This window comes from Nocardiopsis gilva YIM 90087 (genome assembly GCF_002263495.1).
Lineage (GTDB): Bacteria > Actinomycetota > Actinomycetes > Streptosporangiales > Streptosporangiaceae > Nocardiopsis_C > Nocardiopsis_C gilva.
This window is the reverse complement of the sequence record NZ_CP022753.1, coordinates 1578666-1599714: the sequence shown is the minus strand read 5'-3', so window position 1 is coordinate 1599714 and position 21049 is coordinate 1578666. Positions and strand designations below refer to the sequence as shown.

Annotated in this window: 16 protein-coding genes and 1 pseudogene; 10 read left to right on the top strand and 7 right to left on the bottom strand. The window is 67.8% G+C overall.

Annotation, left to right across the window (positions count from 1 at the left end; all coding sequences use genetic code 11):
• Positions 1 to 18: 18 nt before the first annotated feature.
• The gene (gene typA, locus CDO52_RS07475; RefSeq protein WP_017620075.1) at positions 19 to 1905 is read right to left on the bottom strand and encodes a translational GTPase TypA; all 1887 of its coding nucleotides are present in this window, start codon (positions 1903 to 1905) and stop codon (positions 19 to 21) included.
• Between the two features lie 351 nt (positions 1906 to 2256).
• Here typA and CDO52_RS07470 point away from each other — a divergent pair, with 351 nt between their 5' ends.
• Positions 2257 to 3309, top strand: a complete 1053-nt coding sequence (locus CDO52_RS07470) for an iron-siderophore ABC transporter substrate-binding protein (protein ID WP_017620074.1) — start codon at positions 2257 to 2259, stop codon at positions 3307 to 3309.
• A 49-nt stretch (positions 3310 to 3358) separates the two neighbouring features.
• On the opposite strand, the gene CDO52_RS07465 is transcribed toward CDO52_RS07470, so the two are convergent.
• Together CDO52_RS07465 and CDO52_RS07460 are read right to left on the bottom strand one after the other, a co-directional pair.
• Positions 3359 to 3769 carry a (deoxy)nucleoside triphosphate pyrophosphohydrolase gene (locus CDO52_RS07465; protein ID WP_017620073.1) on the bottom strand — a complete coding sequence of 137 codons (411 nt, stop codon included), beginning with the start codon at positions 3767 to 3769 and terminating at the stop codon, positions 3359 to 3361.
• A gap of 104 nt (positions 3770 to 3873) precedes the next feature.
• Positions 3874 to 4167: a hypothetical protein gene (locus CDO52_RS07460; protein WP_017620072.1), complete on the bottom strand. Its 294-nt coding sequence runs from the start codon at positions 4165 to 4167 to the stop codon at positions 3874 to 3876.
• Between the two features lie 449 nt (positions 4168 to 4616).
• Here CDO52_RS07460 and CDO52_RS07455 point away from each other — a divergent pair, with 449 nt between their 5' ends.
• Positions 4617 to 4901 carry a hypothetical protein gene (locus CDO52_RS07455; RefSeq protein ID WP_232524405.1) on the top strand — a complete coding sequence of 95 codons (285 nt, stop codon included), beginning with the start codon at positions 4617 to 4619 and terminating at the stop codon, positions 4899 to 4901.
• Positions 4902 to 5604: 703 nt separating this feature from the next.
• Here CDO52_RS07455 and recD2 read toward each other — a convergent pair.
• Positions 5605 to 7932: an SF1B family DNA helicase RecD2 gene (gene recD2 / locus CDO52_RS07450; RefSeq protein ID WP_033301075.1), complete on the bottom strand. Its 2328-nt coding sequence runs from the start codon at positions 7930 to 7932 to the stop codon at positions 5605 to 5607.
• 263 nt (positions 7933 to 8195) lie between these two features.
• Here recD2 and CDO52_RS07445 point away from each other — a divergent pair, with 263 nt between their 5' ends.
• The 3 genes from CDO52_RS07445 to CDO52_RS07435 all read left to right on the top strand — a co-directional run bounded on the left by CDO52_RS07445 (position 8196) and on the right by CDO52_RS07435 (position 13157).
• Positions 8196 to 11321 (top strand): DUF3427 domain-containing protein, encoded by a 3126-nt coding sequence (locus tag CDO52_RS07445; protein ID WP_017620069.1) that lies wholly within the window; start codon positions 8196 to 8198, stop codon positions 11319 to 11321.
• Between the two features lie 83 nt (positions 11322 to 11404).
• Positions 11405 to 11881 (top strand): nuclear transport factor 2 family protein, encoded by a 477-nt coding sequence (locus tag CDO52_RS07440; protein ID WP_017620068.1) that lies wholly within the window; start codon positions 11405 to 11407, stop codon positions 11879 to 11881.
• Positions 11882 to 12344: 463 nt separating this feature from the next.
• Positions 12345 to 13157 (top strand): polysaccharide deacetylase family protein, encoded by an 813-nt coding sequence (locus tag CDO52_RS07435; protein ID WP_017620067.1) that lies wholly within the window; start codon positions 12345 to 12347, stop codon positions 13155 to 13157.
• Positions 13158 to 13270: 113 nt separating this feature from the next.
• Here the strand turns inward: CDO52_RS07435 and CDO52_RS07430 are convergent, their stop codons facing one another.
• On the bottom strand, positions 13271 to 13531 hold the full coding sequence (locus CDO52_RS07430; RefSeq protein ID WP_152471752.1) for a hypothetical protein: 261 nt from the start codon (positions 13529 to 13531) through the stop codon (positions 13271 to 13273).
• Between the two features lie 653 nt (positions 13532 to 14184).
• On the opposite strand from CDO52_RS07430, the gene CDO52_RS07425 reads away from it, so the two are divergent.
• The 4 genes from CDO52_RS07425 (at position 14185) to CDO52_RS07410 (ending at position 18625) form a co-directional block, all read left to right on the top strand.
• A complete protein-coding gene (locus CDO52_RS07425) occupies positions 14185 to 14748 on the top strand; it encodes an ATP-binding protein (protein ID WP_017620065.1) in 564 nt (187 codons plus the stop codon).
• 223 nt (positions 14749 to 14971) lie between these two features.
• A complete protein-coding gene (locus CDO52_RS07420) occupies positions 14972 to 15586 on the top strand; it encodes a hypothetical protein (protein WP_017620064.1) in 615 nt (204 codons plus the stop codon).
• Between the two features lie 203 nt (positions 15587 to 15789).
• Positions 15790 to 17298 carry a PepSY-associated TM helix domain-containing protein gene (locus CDO52_RS07415; protein ID WP_017620063.1) on the top strand — a complete coding sequence of 503 codons (1509 nt, stop codon included), beginning with the start codon at positions 15790 to 15792 and terminating at the stop codon, positions 17296 to 17298.
• 250 nt (positions 17299 to 17548) lie between these two features.
• The gene (locus CDO52_RS07410; protein WP_026126055.1) at positions 17549 to 18625 is read left to right on the top strand and encodes a serine/threonine-protein kinase; all 1077 of its coding nucleotides are present in this window, start codon (positions 17549 to 17551) and stop codon (positions 18623 to 18625) included.
• 109 nt (positions 18626 to 18734) lie between these two features.
• On the opposite strand, the pseudogene CDO52_RS07405 reads toward CDO52_RS07410, so the two are convergent.
• Positions 18735 to 19491 (bottom strand): annotated as a pseudogene (locus CDO52_RS07405) (SDR family oxidoreductase).
• 181 nt (positions 19492 to 19672) lie between these two features.
• Between CDO52_RS07405 and CDO52_RS07400 the strand changes: the two are divergent.
• Complete coding sequence (locus CDO52_RS07400; protein ID WP_017620061.1) at positions 19673 to 20548, top strand: helix-turn-helix domain-containing protein; 876 nt, start codon at positions 19673 to 19675, stop codon at positions 20546 to 20548.
• 31 nt (positions 20549 to 20579) lie between these two features.
• Here the strand turns inward: CDO52_RS07400 and CDO52_RS07395 are convergent, their stop codons facing one another.
• On the bottom strand, positions 20580 to 20993 hold the full coding sequence (locus tag CDO52_RS07395) for an MmcQ/YjbR family DNA-binding protein (protein ID WP_017620060.1): 414 nt from the start codon (positions 20991 to 20993) through the stop codon (positions 20580 to 20582).
• Positions 20994 to 21049 lie beyond the last annotated feature (56 nt).

The following is a 21049-nucleotide window of genomic DNA, read 5'->3' as shown; positions in this document are numbered from 1 at the left end:
GGCAGGAGGCTTCGCGCGCTAGCCGCGCTTCTTGTTCGCGGTGATCCGGCCGCGCTCCTTGTGGTCGAGGGTGACCTTGCGGATGCGCACGGCGTCGGGCGTGACCTCGACGCACTCGTCCTCGCGGCAGAACTCCAGCGCCTGCTCCAGGGAGAGCTTGCGCGGCGGGACCAGGCGCACCAGCTCGTCACCGGTGGAGGAGCGCATGTTGGTGAGCTTCTTCTCCTTGGTGATGTTGACGTCCATGTCGTCGGAGCGGGAGTTCTCGCCGACGACCATGCCCTCGTACACCTCGGTGCCGGGCTCCACGAAGAGGGTGCCGCGCTCCTGCAGGTTGAACATGGCGAACGACACGGCCTGCCCGGCGCGGTCGGCCACCAGCACACCGTTCTGGCGGGTGCGCAGGTCGCCGAACCACGGCTCGAAGCCCTCGAAGACGTGGTGAGCGATACCGGTGCCGCGCGTCTCGGTGAGGAACTCGGTGCGGAAGCCGATGAGCCCGCGCGAGGGGACCAGCCAGTCCATCCGGACCCACCCGGTGCCGTGGTTGGTCATCTGCTCCATGCGGCCCTTGCGGACGCTGAGCAGCTGGGTGATGGTGCCCAGGTAGTCCTCGGGCGCGTCCACGGTCAGCCGCTCGACGGGCTCGTGCAGCTTGCCGTCGATCTGCCGCGTGACCACCTGCGGCTTGCCCACGGTGATCTCGTATCCCTCACGGCGCATCTGCTCGACGAGGATCGCGAGCGCGAGCTCGCCGCGGCCCTGCACCTCCCAGGCGTCCGGGCGCTCGGTGGGCAGGACGCGCATGCTGACGTTACCGATGAGCTCGCGGTCCAGCCGGTCCTTGACCAGGCGCGCGGTGACCTTGGCGCCCTTGACCTTGCCGACGAGCGGCGAGGTGTTGATGCCGATCGTCATCGAGATCGCGGGTTCGTCCACCGTGATCCGCGGGAGGGGGCGGGGGTCCTCGGGGTCGGCGAGGGTCTCGCCGATCATGATGTCGGGGATACCCGCGATGGCGATGATGTCGCCCGGCCCGGCCTTCTCGGCGGACTTGCGCTCCAGGGCCTCGGTCATCAGCAGTTCGGTGATCTTGACCTGCTGGGACTCACCGTCACCACGGATCCAGGCGACCTGCTGGCCCTTGCTGATCTCGCCCTGGCGCACGCGGCACAGCGCGAGGCGGCCGAGGAACGGCGAGGCGTCGAGGTTGGTGACGTGCGCCTGCAGCGGGGCGCCCGGCTGGTACTCGGGGGCCGGGATGGTGTCGAGGATGGTGCGGAACAGCGGCGTCAGGTCGTCGTTGTCCGGGGCGGCACCGTTCGCCGGGCGCTCCAGGGACGCCTTCCCGTCCAGCGCGCAGGCGTAGACGATCGGGAAGTCGATCTGGGACTCGTCGGCGTCGAGGTCCATGAAGAGCTCGTAGGTGTCGTCGACGACCTCGGGGATGCGGCTGTCGGGCCGGTCCACCTTGTTGATGACCAGGATCACCGGGAGCTTGGCGGCCAGGGCCTTGCGCAGGACGAAGCGGGTCTGCGGCAGGGGGCCCTCGCTCGCGTCGACCAGCAGGACGACACCGTCGACCATGGACAGGCCGCGTTCGACCTCACCGCCGAAGTCGGCGTGGCCGGGGGTGTCGATGATGTTGATCACGACGTCCTCGCCCTCGGGCGTCGTGTAGTGGACGGCGGTGTTCTTGGCGAGAATGGTGATGCCCTTCTCGCGCTCCAGGTCGTTGGAGTCCATGACCCGGTCATCGACATCCTGGTTGGCTCGAAAGGCTCCCGACTGCCAGAGCATCGCGTCGACGAGGGTGGTCTTGCCATGGTCGACGTGGGCGACGATGGCGACGTTGCGAAGGTCAGTCCGGCGAGCGGAACCTTCAGCGTGCGTGGCGCTGGACATGCGAAAGTCTCGAATCTCATGTGGTGGGAAGAACCGCGACTCCCGCGGCCGTCCATCAGTTTATGCCGGGATACCGGACAGCTTGGGAAACGAGCTGGTCAGCAGGGGTATCCGCAGGGCGCCGCCCGCGGTTTGCGCGGTTGTGCGCGGCCATGCGCGGTCGATGCGGGGCTCTGCCGAGCGGTGTAACACCGTCGCACTCACAAAACTTCCACACCACCCCAAGACGGATTTAGGATAGGCATGCCTCACTAGGTGCCGACGGGTGGGTGTCGCCTCAGCGCACGCCAACGGCCCCGCTCGTCCCTGTGCGGCCCCGACCCCATCTCCCGGCTGAGAGGTCCCATCCCCATGCCAACGACGTCCACCCGGACCCGCCTGCACGACCGCACCGCGAAGCTCCCGGTCATCGCCGCCGCGGCGGCCGCCACCGCCCTGATCGCCACCGGGTGCGGAACTGGCGCCGACTCGTTGGACGACGCCTCGGCCGACGGCGACTGGACACCGGTGACCATCGAGCACGCCTTCGGGTCGACCGAGATCGACAAGGAGCCCGAGCGGATCGTCACCGTCGGGTGGTCGGACGAGGCCACGCTGCTGGAACTCGGCATCGTCCCCGTCGGCATGGCCGAATCGACGTACGGCGACGAGGACGGCTACCTCCCCTGGGACCTGGAGAAGATCGAGGAGCTGGGCGCCGACAAGCCCGAGCTGTTCCCCACCGACGACGGCATCTCCGCCGAGCAGGTCGCCAACTTCGCCCCCGACCTGATCCTCGGTGTGCAGTCGGGCATGCAGGAGAGCGAGTACGAGCAGCTCTCCGAGATCGCGCCGACCATCCCCTACCTCGACCAACCGTGGACGACCGAGTGGCAGGAGCAGACGCTCACCATCGGCGAAGCGGTCGGGCGGAAGGACGAGGCCCAGGAGATCGTCGACGCGACCAACGACTACGTCGCGGACCTGACCGCCGACCATCCGGAGTTCGCCGACACCACGTTCGCCATCGGGTCTCCCATGCCCGACAGCAACAGCCTGGCGTTCTACACCGAGGGCGACGGACGCTTCGAGCTGATGCGGCAGCTCGGCTTCACCCCGGCGGGCTTCCACGACTCCGCCCTGTCGGTGGACGACGGCCAGTTCTACGGCCTGTTGAGCCTGGAGGACGCCGACAGTATCGACGCCGATGTCCTGGTGATGTGGTTCAACACCGAGGAGGAGCGGCGCGACCTGGACGACAACAAGGTCTTCCAGAAGGTCGACGCGGTCGCCGACGGCGGCTACGCCCCCTTCGACTCCGCCCGGCTCAGCATGGCGATCTCCACGCCCAACCCGCTGAGCCTGCGCTGGGCCATGGACGACATCATCCCCCAGCTGTCGAAGGCTGCCAAGGGCGAAGCCTGACCAGCCGACCATGACCGGGTGCCGCGGCCCCACCGCGCCGGCACGGGCGTCAGGGGCGCAGGTGCGGGCGGATCGCGTCGAGGAAGGGGACGTCGGCCGGGAGCCAGTCGATGTCGGCGAGGACGTCGGACTTGAGCCAGCGCAGAGCGAGGTGTTCGAGGGCCACCGGTTCCGCATCGCCGATGAGTTCGGCGGTCCACACGCGCAGGATCGCCTCGGAGCCGTCCCCGCGCGGCGGGAAGGTCACCTCGTAGTTGATGCGCTCGATCGGACGGATCTCGACGCCCAGCTCCTCGCGGCACTCGCGGACAAGCGCGTCGAGCTCTTCCTCGCCGGGGTCGACCTTGCCGCCCGGGAGCTCCCAGCGTCCGAACAGCTCCTCGGGTTGGGAACGCTGGGCGGCCAGGAGGGCGCCATCGCGGATGATGGCCGCGCCGACGATGATCTGAGTCTCTGTCACGGGGCCCAACGTTAGCGGTGGAGGGGGCGACGTGAACCCCGCGGGCTCGAACCGCGCCGACGAATTCGGCGCGGAGCCGGTCGCGCCCGCCGTCCGGACCCTGTTCAGGCCGCCGAGCGCACCGTCCGCGGCTCGCTAAGGGCGACGATCCGGCGCGCCGCGCCCTCGGGGTCGGCCGCGGTGTGTGTCTGCTGCGCGCCCAGGTCGTCGCACCAGCGGAAGAGTCCGCCCATGCACCAGACGGTGAGCCCGGTGCGGATCGACAGCGACGCCACCGCCCCCCGGTCCCCCGCGTAGAGGCGTTCCATCGTCTCTGCGGCGAGGTAGCCCCGCAGCTGGTCGATGGCCTGGGCGGGGGTGGCGGGGGAAGAGCCGTTGATCCAGGAGAGGGTGCCCACAAGCGTGCCTTTCCGCGTCCGTCGCGGGCGCCGCCGCCCGCATGGTCGATGCGTGGGGGATGGGACGGGTCGCAGCCCGCCGCTGGCGTCGCTTATAACCCCGTTTGGGACACCCATAAACAAGCCAGATCGTTTGGATCACTAAACGATCACATCGGTCAACTTTCGGCCACACTGCGCGAGCAGGAGCAGATCGGGGCCACCCCTACCTGGGATCACGCTGCCCCATGTGGCACTGGTCTCGCGTTTCGGACACTTCGCCGAACCGTGTTGGGGCCATGACAACACGTCTCCCGAGAGCACCCCGCCGGAAAATCTGCCCGGAACCGGCCTCAACGGTGTGGGATCACACCCAATGGGGCACCTCACGAAGCAGGTCACCTGAGGACGCCGCCGCGACGCAGGAGGGTGCGCACATGTCGGCTCTGCACGGTCTGAAGGGGTCCTCTATGGAAGGCATCTGGGTCGATGCCCCGGGGCACACGGTCACTCTGGCGTTACGGTCCACCAATCTGACACCGCCCGTCGGATACACCCTGGTGCTCGAAGGCGTCACCGACTTCAGCTTCTTCGATGAGACATCTACCGCCTGGTCCGGCGCCGAGGTAACCGATATCCGGGCCGACCATGACCCCGACTCGCTGCGCCTGGACTTCTGCTTCGGCAGCGAGGCGTCCGGGCTGGCCGCGACCTGCGCCAAGGTCGTCCTCCACCGGACGAGACCGGCCGACTGAACCTACCGCGATCGCCCCGCTCCACTACCGGCACAGCCGGACACGCGATGCCGCGCGTCCCGAGGACCTCGGCGCCGACCGCCGTAGGTCGGCGCCCGAGGAGGGGCCGACGCTCTCCGGGGGGAGTGGAAAGAGCGTCAGCGTCCAGGGTGGCTCGTCCCACCGCGGCGCCCGACGTCGAAGCTCCGCAGTAAACCCGTAAATGACATGTCGACGAGAATTGGGGTCCGTGAGGCTGCTGCTACGGCGGGCCGCCCGCCGGTATCAGCCGCATAACCGGAGCCTATTCACCCATGGGCGACCTTGGGGCGGAAACTCGAAAAACACGGGATGAGCAGTGGGGAACAGCCCCGGAACGGGCCGGGAACCGCCGTCGCTCTTTATCCGCGACATCTCCGCGAGGCGGTTATCGAACCGCCTCGCCAGGGGGACGGCGGTCCCGACCCTGGCGCGATCGGCGCCCAGGAGAGGGGCGAGCGCCGTTACGCCGGACGGCAACGCGCTACCGGAGAGGGGGGCGCGGCTCCGCGCGGCCGTCGCCTCCACGGTAAACGACCTAGGCCCGAAATTCATTTGTCCAGGCCTACGAATTTGTGTGAAATTTCCAGTCAATCGGACAGCGATCAGTCCGAAAAGTCAGATATGACCCGAACTCACGCATAGTTGAAAACTGACCAAGTGACGTTTATCCTTTTCACCCTTTTCATGACTGAAGCCCCCGTGCGGACAATCGGTACGCCAGCGCCGTATATCTCCGCCCCGCCGAGGCATTACGGACCGCCTGCGCGATGGCCTTGCGGGAACCGACCAGGACCACCAGCTTCTTCGCCCGGGTGATCGCGGTGTAGAGCAGGTTGCGCTGCAGCATCATCCAGGCGCTCGTCGTCACGGGGATGACCACGGCCGGGTACTCGCTCCCCTGCGACCGGTGCACCGTCACCGCGTAGGCGTGCGCGAGCTCGTCGAGCTCGGCGAAGTCGTAACCGATCTCCTCGTCCTCATCGGTGCGCACGGTGAGCTCCTGCTCATCGGTGTTGATGGCGGTGATGACGCCGAGGGTCCCGTTGAAGACGCCGTTCGCGCCCTTCTCGTAGTTGTTGCGGATCTGCGTGACCTTGTCGCCGACTCGGAAGATCCGCCCGCCGAACCGTCGCTCGGCCACGCCTTCGCGCGACGGTGTGAGCGCGCTCTGCAGCACCGTGTTGAGGTTGCCCGCCCCGGCCGGGCCGCGGTGCATGGGGGTCAGCACCTGGACATCGCGCCGCGGGTCGAAGCCGAACTTGCGCGGAATCCGGTGGGCGACAACGTCGACCGTCAGCTCGGCGGTGAGTTCGGTGTCGTCACAGGAGAACAGGAAGAAGTCGGTCATGCCGCGTAGTTCCGGCGGCTTGCCCCGGTTCACCCGGTGGGCGTTGGTCACCACACCCGACTGCTGCGCCTGGCGGAAGACCTTGGTCAGCCGGACGTTCGGAATCGGAGCCTCGACGCCCCCGCTGTCGCCACCGTCGCCATCATCACCGTTCCCCTCGCGTACCCCCTGCTCCCCCTGTTCCGTGGCCAGGAGGTCGCGCAGCACCTGACCCGCCCCCACGGACGGGAGCTGGTCGACGTCGCCCACCAGCAGCAGGTGGGCGCCGGGTGGCACCGCCTTCACCAGCTTGTTGGCCAGGAGGAGGTCGAGCATCGACGCCTCGTCGACGACCAGCAGATCGCAGTCCAGCGGCCGGTCCTTGTCGTAGGAGGCGTCGCCCCCGGGTTTGAGCTCCAGGAGCCGGTGCACCGTGGACGCCTCATGCCCCGTCAGCTCGGTCATCCGCTTGGCGGCCCGGCCGGTGGGCGCGGCAAGGATGATCTTGGCCCGTTTGGCCGCGGCCAGCCGGATGATGGAGTCGACCGTGAAGGACTTGCCGCAGCCCGGTCCACCGGTGAGCACCGCGACCTTGCTGGTCAGCGCAAGCTTCACCGCTTCCTCCTGCTCGGCCGCGAGGTCGGCCCCGGTCTGGGATTTCAGCCAGGACAGCGCCTTGCCCCAGTCGACATCCTGGAAACAACCCATCCGATCAGTCGGGTGCTCCAGCAGCGTGCGCAACTGGGCGGCGAGCCCGACCTCGGCCCGTTGGAAGGGCACGAGGTAGATGGCGTTGATCGCCTCGCCTTCGGGTCCGGGCACCTTCTCCTTGACCACCCCTTCCTCGACCACCAACTCCCCCAGGCACTCGATCACCAGACCGGCGTCGACCTGCAGAATCTTCACGGCGTCCGAGATCAGCCGATCTTCGGGAAGGAAACAGTGGCCGTCGGACGTCGACTCCGAGAGCGTGAACTGAATCCCGGCCATGACCCGCTGCGGACTGTCGTGCGGGATACCGACGGCCCGGGCGATGGTGTCGGCGGTCTTGAAACCGATGCCCCACACATCGGTGGCCAGCTTGTAGGGCTCATTGCGGACCACGCTGATGGAGGCGTCGCCGTACTTCTTGTAGATCCGCACGGCGAGCGACGTGGAGACATCGATGCCCTGGAGGAAGACCATGACCTCCTTGATGGCCTTCTGCTCCTCCCACGCCTCCGCGATGAGCTTCGTGCGCTTGGGCCCGAGCTTGGGCACCTCGATGAGCCGTTCGGGAGTCTGCTCGATGACGTCCAGGGCCTCGACCCCGAAGTAGTCGACGATCTTCTCCGCCAGACGGGGACCGATGCCCTTGATCAGCCCGGACCCGAGGTAACGGCGCACCCCCTGCACGGTGGCCGGCAGGACGGTCGTGTAGTTCTCGACCATGAACTGCCGCCCATACTGCGGATGCGACCCCCACCGCCCCTCCAACCGCAACGACTCCCCGGGCTGCGCCCCCAGCAGCGCCCCAACCACCGTGGTCAGCTCGCCGCCGTTGCCCCGCCCGTTGTCGATCTTGGCGACGGTGTAGCCGGTCTCCTCATTGGCGTAGGTGATGCGCTCCAGCACACCTTCGAGCACCGCCGGCCGAAACGGCTGCTGGCTCCCCTGCCCCTGCCCGGATCGCCCATCGGCCACGAAGACCCCTCCCACAACTCGGCTCCACCACCCATCATGCCGGGAACCGCCGACGCCCGGAGTCTGGCGTCCACAGCACAGGAGCGCTGAGGCCGCGGCGGTTCCTCAGCCCAAGCACGGCCAGCCGTCGTCAGCGCAGCTCGTACCTTCCCAGAGTCATTCAGAATTCAACGATATTCATGTCCGCACAAGCTGCTAAATAGAGATGAATCAATAACGAGAGTGAGCAGCCTGTGCAAAACCCGGACCAGAACGACAGCCCAATGGAAGGACTCTATGAAGAGCTCATCACGAAGGAACTGAACGCCAGGCTCGACAAATTACAGAGCGACGGGTGGGCCGTCGGCCGGCTACCAGTTGGGAAGGAGTCTTCCCCTCATGTCCTGGCCGACCACGTCGCCGATCAGGTGCGCCGTCGCCTGTCCACGCTTTCCCCGGACCAGCAGGTCACGGTTACCAACCGGATCCTGTCCTCCCTCGCCAAACCTGACGGTGCCGAAGACCCCGTAGAACCCGACATCGATCCCAGTGATGACGAGACGACGCCGATGCGCCTGGCCGCGCTCAGCCGTGGGAAGGAACTGGGGATCTACGCCCACCGACCCGCGACCCCGCTGACCGAGACCGCGCTCATCACCAACATGCCGGAGGACCCTCGCCTGGGTCCCGAGCTCCGTCAGGAGATCACGACAGCGGACCGGATCGACCTCCTGTGCGCCTTCGTCAAGTGGTCGGGCCTCCGCCTCCTGGAGGAGCCTCTGGCGATGGCGCACGAGCGGGGCGTTCCCATCCGTGTATTGACGACGACCTACATTGGGGCCACTGAGCGACGCGCCTTGGACCGGCTGGTGCGCAGATTCGGCGCCGAGGTCAAGATCAACTACGAGCAGCTCTCCACCCGGCTGCACGCCAAGGCGTGGCTCTTCCGCCGGAACACCGGATACGACACGGCCTACGTCGGAAGCTCCAACCTGTCCAAGCCAGCTCTGCTCGACGGCCTGGAGTGGAACGTCCGCCTGTCCACGCGGGCCACCCCCGACGTCATGAAGAAGTTCGAGCTGACCTTCGACGCCTACTGGGAGTCGCCCACCTTCGACGACTACGACCCGGATCACGACGCGGCGCGCCTCGACGAAGCGCTGGCCGCAGCGGGCGGGACCGGGATGGGCAGTGGACGGCAGGTCCAGCTCTCGGGACTCAATGTGCGGCCATACCCGCACCAGCGCGACATGCTGGAGCGCCTGGAAACGGCACGCACCGTCCACGGGCACTACCGCAACCTCCTCGTGGCGGCAACAGGGACCGGGAAGACGGTGATGGCCGGGCTTGACTACAAACGACTCCGTGAGCTTTACAGCCGGGACCTCAAGCTCCTGTTCATCGCCCACCGGCAGGAGATCCTGGTTCAGTCCATGCGGACCTACCAGGACGTCCTCAACGACCACGACCTCGGCGAGATCCTGGCTGGCGGCGTGTCACCCACCGAGCGCACGCATGTCTTCGCGAGCGTGCAGTCGCTGGAGAAGACGAAGCGTCTGGAAAGCTTCTCGCCTGACCATTTCGACGTGATCGTCATCGACGAGTTTCACCATGGTGCCGCCAAGACGTACCGGCGCGTCGTCGACTATTTCAAGCCGAAGGAGCTCCTTGGGCTGACTGCGACGCCCGAGCGCACTGACGGCACCAAGATCCACGACCTGTACTTCGACGGACGCATCACCGCTGAGCTACGCCTGTGGGAAGCGCTGGAGAACGAGCTTCTGAGCCCGTTCCACTACTTCGGGATCAGCGACAACACCGACCTGACCGCTGTGACGTGGAAGCGCGGCGGATATGACACTGACGAACTTGAGTCGCTGTTCACTGGGAACGACGCGCGCGCACGCCTGATCCTCACGGCGGTCAGGGAGAAGGTCACCGATCCCGGTTCGATGCGCGCGCTCGGCTTCTGTGTCTCCATCGCTCACGCCGAATACATGGCGCGGTGTTTCCGGGAAGCCGGGCTCGCGGCAACGGCTCTCTCGGCCGCGACGGACGTCACCACTCGGCGGGAGGCCCTTGCCAAGCTGAAGGACGGAGAGCTCCAGGTCATCTTCTCGGTCGACCTGCTGAACGAGGGGGTGGACATCCCAGATGTCGACACGCTCCTGCTGCTCAGGCCCACGTCCAGCGCCACTGTGTTCCTGCAGCAGCTCGGTCGCGGACTGCGCCGAACAGCGAACAAGCCTGTGCTCACCGTCCTCGACTTCATCGGGCAGCACCGCGCGGAATTCCGCTTCGAGGAACAGTTCCACGCGCTTACCGGCCAGTCCCGCCGACGCCTGCAGGAGAGTGTGGAAGCCGACTTTCCGCGGCTGCCCGCGGGATGCCAGATCCTGCTGGAACGCAAGGCCAAGGACACCATCCTCAACAACATCAAGGCACAGATCGGCGTCAACGTCAGGGCACTGGCCCACGAGGTGAGGGCGTACGGAACAAGCGACCTTGCCGAGTACCTGCACGAGAGCGGCAGGAGCATCGAGCAGATCTACCGGGCGAAGAACTCGTGGACAGGAATCCTGCGCCGTGCCGGACTGCTCCCAGCGACCGCGCCGAGCGGAGAGAAGGAACTTCTGGGCCGCGTCGCTTCGCTCCTGCATGTCGATGATCCGCTGCGGCGGGACCACTACCGCATGATGCTGGCCGACGACGCGCCGCGTTACGAGGAGCTGGATGGGCAGGGACAGGCGTATGCCCGGATGCTCTACTTCTCTCTTTGGGACCGGAAGAACAGCTTCGTCCACTACCAGGAGGGGTTCGACGAGCTTCAGCGTCACCCCGATGTCCGGCGCGAGCTGCGGCAAGTGCTCGACTATGGCCTCAACCATGCCGAGCACGTTCCACACCCACTCCTCAACGGGATCGCTTCACTCCCCCTGGCCGTGCACGCCTCCTATAACCGCTCGGAGATCGTGGCAGCGCTGGGCCAGGCCAAAATCGGCGTCTACTACCCCAGCAACTTCCGGGAGGGGGTGAAGTGGTGCCCAGAGATCAAGACCGATGCCTTGCTGATCACGTCGGAAAAGGACGAGAAAGACTTCTCGCCACAAACGCGCTATAAGGACGTTGCGCTGAGCGAGACGTTGTTCCACTGGGAATCGCAGAACTCCACCTCCAGCACAACGGAGACCGGTCTGCGCTACCAAAACCACCGGCGGGAAGGGTCGCAGGTGCTGCTCTTCATCCGACAGTTCAACAGCAACGACATCGGTGGAGCCCAACCGTGGATGCTGCTTGGTCCTGCCACCTATATCAAGCACGAGGGTGACAACCCGATGGGTATCACATGGAAGCTCACGTACCCGCTTCCCGCGGACGTGTGGAACTACGCGGCCATCGCCGCCTCATAAGAGTTCCCTGCTCTTGCCATCGGTGGGGCACAGCGCACAGGACGGGTTGACATCAACAAAAGTTGAGGTTCCAAGCTGTTGGCATGGAACAGCAGAGGATGAGCAATCAGCTGCGCGCGCTCACGGATCGCGCGGACATCACGAGCCTTGTCGATCGGTGGCTGGCCTCGCTTGACGACAGGAGGTTCGACGCGGGGTGGGCTCGGTCGATGTTTACCGAGGACATCCGCTCCGAGGATCCGATGGGTGAGCACGTGGGGATCGCCGGACACCTGGAGTCCATGCGCAAGCTCCTGGTCATGTTCGAGCGCACGCAGCACGTGGGGATGAACCACATCATCGACCTCGACGGCGATGTCGCGAGGGTGCGGTGGAACTCGATCAATACGCATGTGCTCGCATCGCAGGGCGGGGCGGAGGAGAGCGAACGGCTCTTCACGTCCGGTGGCCACTTCGACGCCGATGTGGTGCGCACCGCCGAGGGGTGGCGGTTCCAACGGATGTCTCTCCATGTGACGTGGACGTCCGGAGAGCCGCCAGTACTGCCGGCCGACGCCTGATCCGGAGCTGGCCGGAGCGGATCAACGGCATCGCGGGGCGGACGAGGGAGGTTCGACCCGCGATGCCCCCCGATGGAGGGTCGCAGCTAGAGGCTCTCCGATATGTCGGGGTTTCAGGACCGTCTGCGACTGGGTCACCGAACGCGTAGCGGATGGCGAACAGAACTCACCGAACTTTCGCCGCCGCGTATCTCGGCGGCCGCATCGGTGACGGTTGAATTCACTGTGCGCACATGCGGACCATCCACGCGTCCAGTGATCTGATGACCACAATCAGCGGTACGGCCGGGGCCCATGTTCCGGAATTCGCATTCAGCCAGAAACGTCCGCAATCGTCACTTCCAATAAGCTGAGGAATAAAGAGGCCAACGAATCGGAGGGTTCTTAGCCACGCGTTCCGGAAACGATACTTGGCGTCGTTGTCTCCGCGAGATCAGAAGGCTTTGTGATGCACGGATCACGCTTGCGCCGAATCCCCTCCCGTTCGACCGCCGAGACCGCCCCGAAGCCGCGCAGCACACGCACGCGCCGGATGAGCTCGGTCGCGCTGTTCGCGTCGCTGATGCTGATGCTCGGCGCCGGCTCAGCCGCCGCCACACCCACCGCAGCGGCGCCCCGCGGGGCCGCTCCCGACTGCTCGTCCTCGGGGACCAAGTGCATCGCACTGACCTTCGATGACGGACCCGCGCCTCGGACCGCCGACCTACTCGACATCCTCGACCAACGCGGCGTGCGCTCCACCTTCTTCATGGTCGGGCGGCAGATCGAGCGGCGTCCGGCGACCGTTCGCCTGGTGAACTCTCGGGGACACGAGGTCGCCAACCACAGCGCGAACCACCCGGACCTCACCAAGCTGAGCAAAAACGAGATCCGCGCGGAAATCTCCGAAGTCAACAAGCAGATCCGGCGCGAAATCGGTTTCACGCCCACATTGATGCGTCCGCCCTACGGTGAGACCAACGCGACCGTCAAAGGGGTGATTGAGGAATTCGGGATGACCCAGGTCCTGTGGAACGTCGACAGTGAGGACTGGAAGGACCACGACGCCGAGACCATCGAGAGGCGGGTCCTCGCCGACGCCAAGCCCAGCGCGGTCGTGCTCATGCACGACATCCACAACACCACGATCGAGGCGGTTCCCGAGATCATCGACGGGCTTGCCGCACGGGGCTACACCATGGTGACGGTGTCGCAGCTCCTCAACAGCACACACGCGGACACCCACCATTCGGAGGACGTGCCGACACTGCCACACAGCTCCGGTCCGGTTCTGTAGTCGGACGGGCCACGCCGCACGCCGGGGTGTTTGGTGATCGCCGGGTCCCGGTGCCGAGCACCCCGCTCTCGCTCGGCGATCACACGGCCCGCGGCGGCCCCGTTCCGTCGTCCTCAGCCCCCGGCCCCAGCGTCTTCCGCACGCGCTCCGCGGCCGAGGTGGTGTGGATCTCCTCGTAGAGCCGCAGGGCCGCGTGCAGCCGCGCCGTGGCCTCCGCTCCCGCCGATTCGGCGGTGGCCCAGGTCCTCCAGCGCCTGCGCTTCCTGGAAGCGGGCGCCCGGCTCCTGGAACAGGCGCAGGGCCTCCTCCAGCATCCGCCTCGCCTCATCCCGGTTCCGCGGCGCCGTGAGCGCGCGCCCCTTGGCGAGCAGCACCTTGCCCTACGGGCCTTCGTCGAACCGCTCGTCGTCCAGCAGCGCGAAGGCCCACTGGTTGCGGATCCGGCGTCCCGCCGGGGCCGTGGCACATCGCCGACGCGGCCGGAAGAGGTCACGAACACGCCTCCGGAGGGCCCTTCGCGCGGTCGCCGCGCCGGAGCCACGCCACTCACCTCACAAACGTGAATCATGGAAATCGACACTCACAAATCCAGCTGCCGCATTCACGGAACGGATAGAGAATCATACCCACGGAAATCTTCCACCGCCCCATCCACCCAAGCACGACCACATGACACACAATGCGACCGCCGCCGACTCCAGAACCAGCATCGGCAAACCTGAGAGAATTCTCTGGAATTAGCTTCTCTAAGGTGGGACGTTAGATGGGAACGCCTTGTAAGGACGACCTTGCCCGGGTGATCTTACCGCCCGGCACGAATCTCGACCCTGACCCGGTGCGTGCGCACCGGTCTCGGTCCCGACACTGACCTGTGGAAGGCCAGGTGAGGAATGTTCATGGAAGTCGGCGTCCCGCGCACGAAAAGAACGCCGGGGCGGGAACGGAGAAACCCTCGGGCATCTCATAGACGATGGGCCACTCCCGCCTCCGAGGCATCGCACACCAACCCGCGGGGAGTGTGCTGAATATGCGAGCGTTCGCGCGCACGTTCCCCGGTCGGGCGGAGAGCGCGGCCCGGGCCCGCCATTGGCTCAAAGATCTGTTGGACCACGAGACCTGCGGCGCCAAGGTCCCCGCGGAAACCGCCGAGACGGCGTATCTTCTCCTCTCAGAACTCGCCACCAACGCGGCACAGCACACGGCCTCCGGCCGACCCGGCGGATACTTCTCCGTGTTCGCCCGCTTCAGCACAAGCCGACTGCGCATCGAGGTCACCGACGAACCGACCCTGTCGGACCCGCCGGTCGCCTCCTCTGCGCGTCCTCATGACGAGAGCGGGCGCGGCCTCGGCATCGTCGCCGCGCTCTCGACCCGATGCGGCGACTATCGGCGCGCCCGCAGCCATACCGTGTTCTTCGAACTCACCCACGGCTCACGCAACGGGAACGGCAACGGTAACTTCCCCCCACCGCTCGCCCTGACCCCGCTCCGCCACTGGCTGCAGCGACAGTCCACGGCGAGGAGCCACCCCATACGATCCCCGGCACGCGGAAGAAACGGCCTCTTCGCCCCTTCCCCTGCCACCGCCTGACGCCCCGCACCCGGTCGGCTGCACCACCGCGGTCGGCTCGGGTGCATGAGACGGCGCTCGTCGCTCCCCGTGGTCCAGGGGCTCACGAATCGCTCGACGGCCCTCGTCACGATCGCGTTCCTGTCCTCACTTCCCCGCATTCCATCCCCCGCCGCTCCGCGGCTGCGCACACTTCCACTACCCCCCTTCCTGGGTCTGCGCACGTCAGTGCATAATCGGCCCCGTGCAACTGGACCAGCCGCTCTTCCGGGCCCTGCGCGCCGGACTCTTCGCCGCAGTGTGCGTGGCGATCTCGGCCGGTCTGCACTGTTCCGCGGGCGGGGCGCCCGTCGGCTGGGGAGCTCTCGGCCTAGCCGTCCTGCTGGTCGGCGCGGGCGGCTACACGCTCGCGGGCGCTCAGCGCGGGCTGGCCCCGATCATGGCCGCCGCCTTCGTCACCCAGTTCGGACTGCACCACCTCTTCAGTGCGGCGGCGGTTACCCCCTCAGGCATGACCACGGCGACGGCCGACGCGGCGGCCGGGGGCATGCACCACACCATGGGTGGCAGCTCGGGCATGGCCATGCTGCTGGTGCACGTGTTCACCGCCCTGCTGACGGCATGGTGGCTCGAGCGCGGCGAGTCCGATCTCGCCGAACTGCTCCGCCTGCTCGGCGCCCACCTTCCCCTGCTGTTGGCCGCGCCGCGCCCACTCACCGTTCCCCCGCACCCGCGACTCCGCCGCCGCCCTGACAAGCCGCGCCCCGTCGAGCAGCTGCTCGCCCGGACCGTCCGGCGCAGGGGGCCGCCCGGCTGTGCCTTCGTGTTCCACAGCGGACCGGCGGTCATGACGCGCTGAGCGCCATCCGGCCGCGTCCCCGTCGTTCGCTTCTCCCACCCGTCAACGCCCGCTGCGGTCCTGTCCTGCGGCGTCGGCGTCACCATTTCCCGCTTTTCTCTCCCCGGCCGACCGCGCTAACGCGGCCGGGACCGCACGCGATGCCGCACGCCCGAGATCGAGCGGGTATCGCCGCGTGCCCGAACACGTAAGGAACGCGTCTCATGGCGTCCCCCACCAACACACCCGCGCCACCCCCGAACGCTCCGCCCCCGAGTTCGCCGACCGCGCCACGCCCGAAGCCGGCACGGAGCCAGCAGCGCTACCGGACCATCTGGCGCTGGCATTTCTATGCCGGCCTCTTTGTCGCTCCGGTGCTGCTCGTGCTCGCGATCACCGGAGCGATCTACCTCTTCAAGCAGCCCTACGAGGAATGGCGGTACGCGGACCTGCGCACCTTGGATGCTCCGGTCAGCGACTCGGCCCCACTCTCCGAGCAGGTCGACGCCGCCCACGCCGCCCATCCCGAGCTCGCGCTCGACTCGGTGATCCCGCCCGCCGCGGCAGACCGCTCCACCCGCGTCATCCTCAAGGAGGCGGACGCGGGCGGCTTCACACCGGGAATGTCGGTCTACGTCGATCCCGCGACCGCACAGGTCGTCGGGTCGGTCGATGACAGCGCGACCCTGATGCGGGCGGTGCGCGATATCCACGGATCGCTCATGGCCGGGGCGGTCGGCGACCGGGTCGTCGAGACCGCCGCGTGCTGGGCGCTGATTCTCGTCGCCACCGGCACGTACCTGTGGTGGCGGAGCCCGACGCGGAAACGGTCGGCCGCCCAGTCGACGAGTCGGGGAAACTCCTCCACGCGCGGTCGACGGTTGTCGACGCGCCGAGTGCACGCGCTCACCGGCGTCGTCTCCGGCGCGGTGATCGTGCTGCTCGTGCTGACCGGACTCCCCTGGTCCGGGGTATGGGGTGAGAACCTGCGCGCCGTCCAGGGGTGGACCGGCTCCACCAAGCCGAACCCCGCCGACTTCACCGACCAGTCGGAGCCCTCCCACAAGCACGGCGAACACGGCGGGCAGGCGGCGTCCAGCGGCAAGGATCCGCAGGAACACCACCCCGACGCCGACGTCCCCTGGGCCGCACAGGAGAAGAAGGTGCCGACCTCCTCCGGCAACGACGCCGAAGCGGTGCCCATGGAGACGGCGCTCGCGGCGACGCGCGACGTCACCGACTGCCCCGCCTCGTCATGCGGCTACTCGGTCCTGCCGCCGCAGGACGACAACGGCGTCTACACCGTGACGGCCAAACCCCGCCGCGACCCGGCCGACGAACAGACGGTCCACGTCGACCAGTACTCGGGCGAGGTCGTCGCCTCCTTCGGCTGGGCGGAGTACGGCGTGATCGCCAAGGGCGTGTCGGAGGGCATCGCCATCCACGAGGGACGCCGATTCGGCACCGTCAACCTCCTCCTGATGCTGGGCGCCTGCGTCGCCGTCATCACGCTGGTCGTGTCGGGCGCCTGGATGTGGTGGCGCCGCCGCCCAACGGGGCGCCTCGGTGCCCCCTCACGCCCGACCGACCGGCGCACCGCCTTCGGCGTTCTGGCCATCATGGCCGCCTTGGGCGTGCTCTTCCCACTGGCCGGAATCAGCATGGTGATCGTCCTCGCGATCGACGTCCTCATCGTGCGCCGCGTTCCCGCACTACGCACGATCTTCGGCTGACGTCCCTGATCACCGGCAGGTGACGAGGTGTGCCCGGCTCGCTCGCGGGTCGGGCACTCTGCGACAGCCGCCCCGCTGACAGCGATCGCGCCGTAGAATCCATGCACCGAGGCATCCCCCATTGCACTGGATGGTCTTCCGTGGTCACGCTCCAGCGGCGCGGCACCCCTCGCGCCTCTTCGGCGACGTCGACGTGCGTACGCCGTCCGCACAAGGCCTCCCGTGCCGCGAGCGGTGCGCGGGAGAGGCGATGAAGGCCCGCGGTGTTCGGCGGCTCGAACGACTGCTGCCGGACGACCCGGATGAGGTCGGCGGCTACCGGCTGGTCGGGCGCATCGGTGCGGGCGGGATGGGGACCGTCTACGCGGGCACGGCCAGCGGGGGGAAGGGGTACCTCGCCATCAAGGTGGTACACGCGGAGCACGCCGCCGACGTGCGGTTCCGCGAGCAGTTCGCGCACGAGGCCCGGCTGCTGGCACGGGTGAACAGCCCGTGCGTGGCCCGGTTCATCAGCGCCGATGTGGAGACGGATCGCCCCTGGCTAGCCACCGAATACGCGCCGGGGCCCACCGTGCGCCACCACGTCGAACGGCACGGCCCGCTGCGCCCCGGCATGGTGCGTGCCCTCGCCGTCGGCATCGCCGACGCGCTGCGCGCGATCCATTCGGCGGGGGTCGTGCACCGCGACCTCAAGCCGAGCAACATCATCATGGCGCCCAGCGGGCCGAAGGTGCTCGACTTCGGCATCGCCCGCCCGTCCACCGCAGCGGACGCGACGCGCTGGGTCCGGGTCCGCCGCATGCGCCGGGCGTTTCGCGCCCTGCGGCTGCCCTCTCCCGATGCCTTGCCCGGCCCGGAGGCGGGGAGCGGCGTGCCGCGCGACAAGGTCGGCACACCCGGCTGGATCAGTCCGGAGCAGTACCGGGGCCAGCCCGTCACCGACCGGTCCGACGTCTTCCTGTGGGGCGGACTGATCGCGTTCGCGGCGGCGGCGCACGACCCGTTCGGGCACGGGCACCCGCGCGAACTCGCCCGGCGCGTCCTGCATGAGGACCCCGACCTGGACCGGCTCCCTCCCGGGCTCGACGAACTCGTCCCCATCGCGATGGCGAAGGACCCCGACGACCGGCCCGACTCCGCCGAGCTCCTGCGCATCCTCCTCGCACGGGAGGACGTTTCAGGCGGTGGCCACCAGCGCAACCGGAACAACGTCGGCGCCGCAGGCGACAGAACCGCGACGGTGCGCAGCGTTCTCGCCGAACAGTGGACCGACGTCGCGGTCCGGCTGCCTCAGCCGCCCCGCGAGCACTGGTGGTCACCGCGCTGAGGCGGCACGTCCGCCGATATGGCGACTCCCCCCGCGCGCTGCCGTGCGAGGGCGTTCGGGACCCGGTGCGGTCCCCCTTCTGTGAGCGTTCGCACCGGGCCCGCTGCGGTTATCGGGTGGTGTAGCCGCCGTTGGCGAAGATGGTCTGACCGGTGATCCACCAGCCGTCCGTGGCCAGGAAGCGCACCAGCGGGACGATGTCCTCGATCTGGGTGAGCTGGTTACGCAGGGCCTGGGATTTGTGGAACTCCACCCGCTCGGGCGTCTCCTGCCCATAGAAGAACGGGGTGTCCATCGGCCCGGGCGATGTTGTTGACGGAGATGCCCCGGGGAGCGAACTCCTTGGCGGCGGCCCGGGCGAAGTGTTCGACCGGTGCCTTGCCTCCGGCGTAGGTGGAGTAGCCGTCGGTGAAGGCGGCGAGCAGCGCGGTCACGATCGTGATGAGCTTGCCGTCGTCGTTCAGGTGCCGCCCGGCCTCGCGGATGAAGAAGTACGCGGCTTTGGCGTTGACGTCCGCCATCCGGTCGTACTCGTCTTCGGTGGTGTCCACGATGGGCTTGCGCAGCACCATGCCGGCGGTGTTCACCGCGACGTCGATTCCGCCGAACTGTTCCTTGGCGGTGGTGAACAGGCGCTCGACGTCCTCGACGCGGGTCAGGTCGCCCTGGACCGCGAGGGCCTTGGCCCCCGCCGCCTTGACCGCGTCGACGGTCGCCTGCGCGTCGGAGGCGGCGCCGTCGGAGTGGTAGTGGACGACGACGTTGGCGCCGTCCCCCGCCACGGTCCGGCTGATGAGCCCGCCGAGGTTCTTCGCTCCGCCACCGACCAGGACCGTCTTCCCCGACAGGGAGTGGTTCGTGCTCATGCTGGCTCCTTTGCGCGGTATGCACGGTGTGCACGGAACATCCTGGAACCGCGTCGGCGGGAGAATCTTGAATATCCAGGCTGTTGTAGAACGATCCGACCCCCAACTGTGGCGGCGGTGAGGCGTAAAGAGTCGGCCGCGACCGTTGGCTCCGAAAGCGGACCAGGTCACAATGGGGGTTATGTCGGGTTCGCTGATCAAGCCTCATCTGGTCCACCTCTCCGGCAGCGGAGCGGAGCTGGGGCACGCGGTGGTCGAACGCGATGTCGAGCGCGCGGCGGGGAAGGCGGCAACGGTGCCGCCACCGGTCGGCCCGGCATCCCACGTCCTGGTCGTGCATGCCGGTACGTCGACGCATCTGCGCTGGTCCGCCGACGGCCGAGCGTGCCGCGAACGGTTCCACCGCGGCCAGGCACTGATCAACCCGGCGGGGTGGGCATCGCGGCCCCGATGGGAGGAGGACGTCGAGCTGATGCTGGTCGCGCTGGACCCCACGTGGCTCGAACGCTTGGCCGAGCAGGGCGGGGCCAGGCGGGTATTCGAGCTCGTCCCCCACTTCCACCTCAGTGATCCGCTGCTGGCGATGATGGTCGAACGGCTGGTCGCTGAATACGAGCAGGCCGAACCGGCTGACACGCTCTACGCCCAGGCGCTGGTCCAAGCCGTGGCCGCCCACGTGCTCCGGATGTCGTCGGAGCGGCCGGTCAGCCCGCAGCGGGTCGGCGGACTGTCCCCACGGAGGATGGCGCGGGTGGAGGACTACATCGAAGCCAACCTCCAGGAACGCCTACGCCTGGAGGACCTCGCCAGCGTGGCGGGGCTGAGCGCGTCGCACTTCACCCGCGCCTTCCGCGTCTCCACCGGGCAGTCGCCGCACCAGTACGTGCTGCGGCTACGGCTGGACCGGGCACGCCGCGCCCTGCAGTCGACCGACGATCCCATCGCGCACATCGCCGAGGCCACCGGCTTCGCCGACCAGAGCCACCTGACGCGCACCATGCGCCGTCAGCTCGGCATCACGCCGAGCACGCTGCGCGCCGCTCGCTCGGACCGGTGAGGCGGTCGTTCCAGCGTCCGCGTCCAGCGTCTCAGGGAGCCGCCGCCCCTCCACCAGTGGGAATCGGTGGAGAATCGTCCCCCAGGACCGCGAGCAGACGGTCCCGGTCGGCGCGACGGAGGCCGCTGACGACCCGCACGTAGGAGTGCCGCACCATTTCCACGACCTCGTCGTCCGGGACCGAGCCGTCCAGCACGACGGAATTCCAGTGCCGCTTGTTCATGTGATAGCCGGGCGTGACTCCGGGGAATTCGGCGCGGAGTTCGAGCGCCAGGACGGGGTCGCACTTGAGGTTGACCGTGGCCGGCTTGCCCCCGCCTTCGTCCATGAGCAGGGCGAACATCTTGCCCGCGACCTTGTAGACCGGGACGCCCGGCACGAACGGCTCGGTCTCCACGGCCTCCGGAAACCAGAGCGCGATGTCGATGAACTGCTCGGGAGTCACCGGGTTCCCCCATCTCGTCGGCGATCATCATCGATACGGTCATCGTTGCACCTGCC

Excerpts from the sequence above, each read along its gene's own strand:
- CDO52_RS07445 (WP_017620069.1), top strand. The coding sequence starts at position 8,196 with ATGGAAGGACTCTATGAAGAGCTCATCACGAAGGAACTGAACGCCAGG.
- CDO52_RS07410 (WP_026126055.1), top strand. The coding sequence starts at position 17,549 with ATGAAGGCCCGCGGTGTTCGGCGGCTCGAACGACTGCTGCCGGACGAC.
- CDO52_RS07440 (WP_017620068.1), top strand. The coding sequence starts at position 11,405 with ATGGAACAGCAGAGGATGAGCAATCAGCTGCGCGCGCTCACGGATCGC.
- CDO52_RS07415 (WP_017620063.1), top strand. The coding sequence starts at position 15,790 with ATGGCGTCCCCCACCAACACACCCGCGCCACCCCCGAACGCTCCGCCC.
- CDO52_RS07455 (WP_232524405.1), top strand. The coding sequence starts at position 4,617 with ATGGAAGGCATCTGGGTCGATGCCCCGGGGCACACGGTCACTCTGGCG.
- CDO52_RS07400 (WP_017620061.1), top strand. The coding sequence starts at position 19,673 with ATGTCGGGTTCGCTGATCAAGCCTCATCTGGTCCACCTCTCCGGCAGC.
- CDO52_RS07425 (WP_017620065.1), top strand. The coding sequence starts at position 14,185 with ATGCGAGCGTTCGCGCGCACGTTCCCCGGTCGGGCGGAGAGCGCGGCC.
- CDO52_RS07470 (WP_017620074.1), top strand. The coding sequence starts at position 2,257 with ATGCCAACGACGTCCACCCGGACCCGCCTGCACGACCGCACCGCGAAG.
- typA (WP_017620075.1), bottom strand. The coding sequence starts at position 1,905 with ATGTCCAGCGCCACGCACGCTGAAGGTTCCGCTCGCCGGACTGACCTT.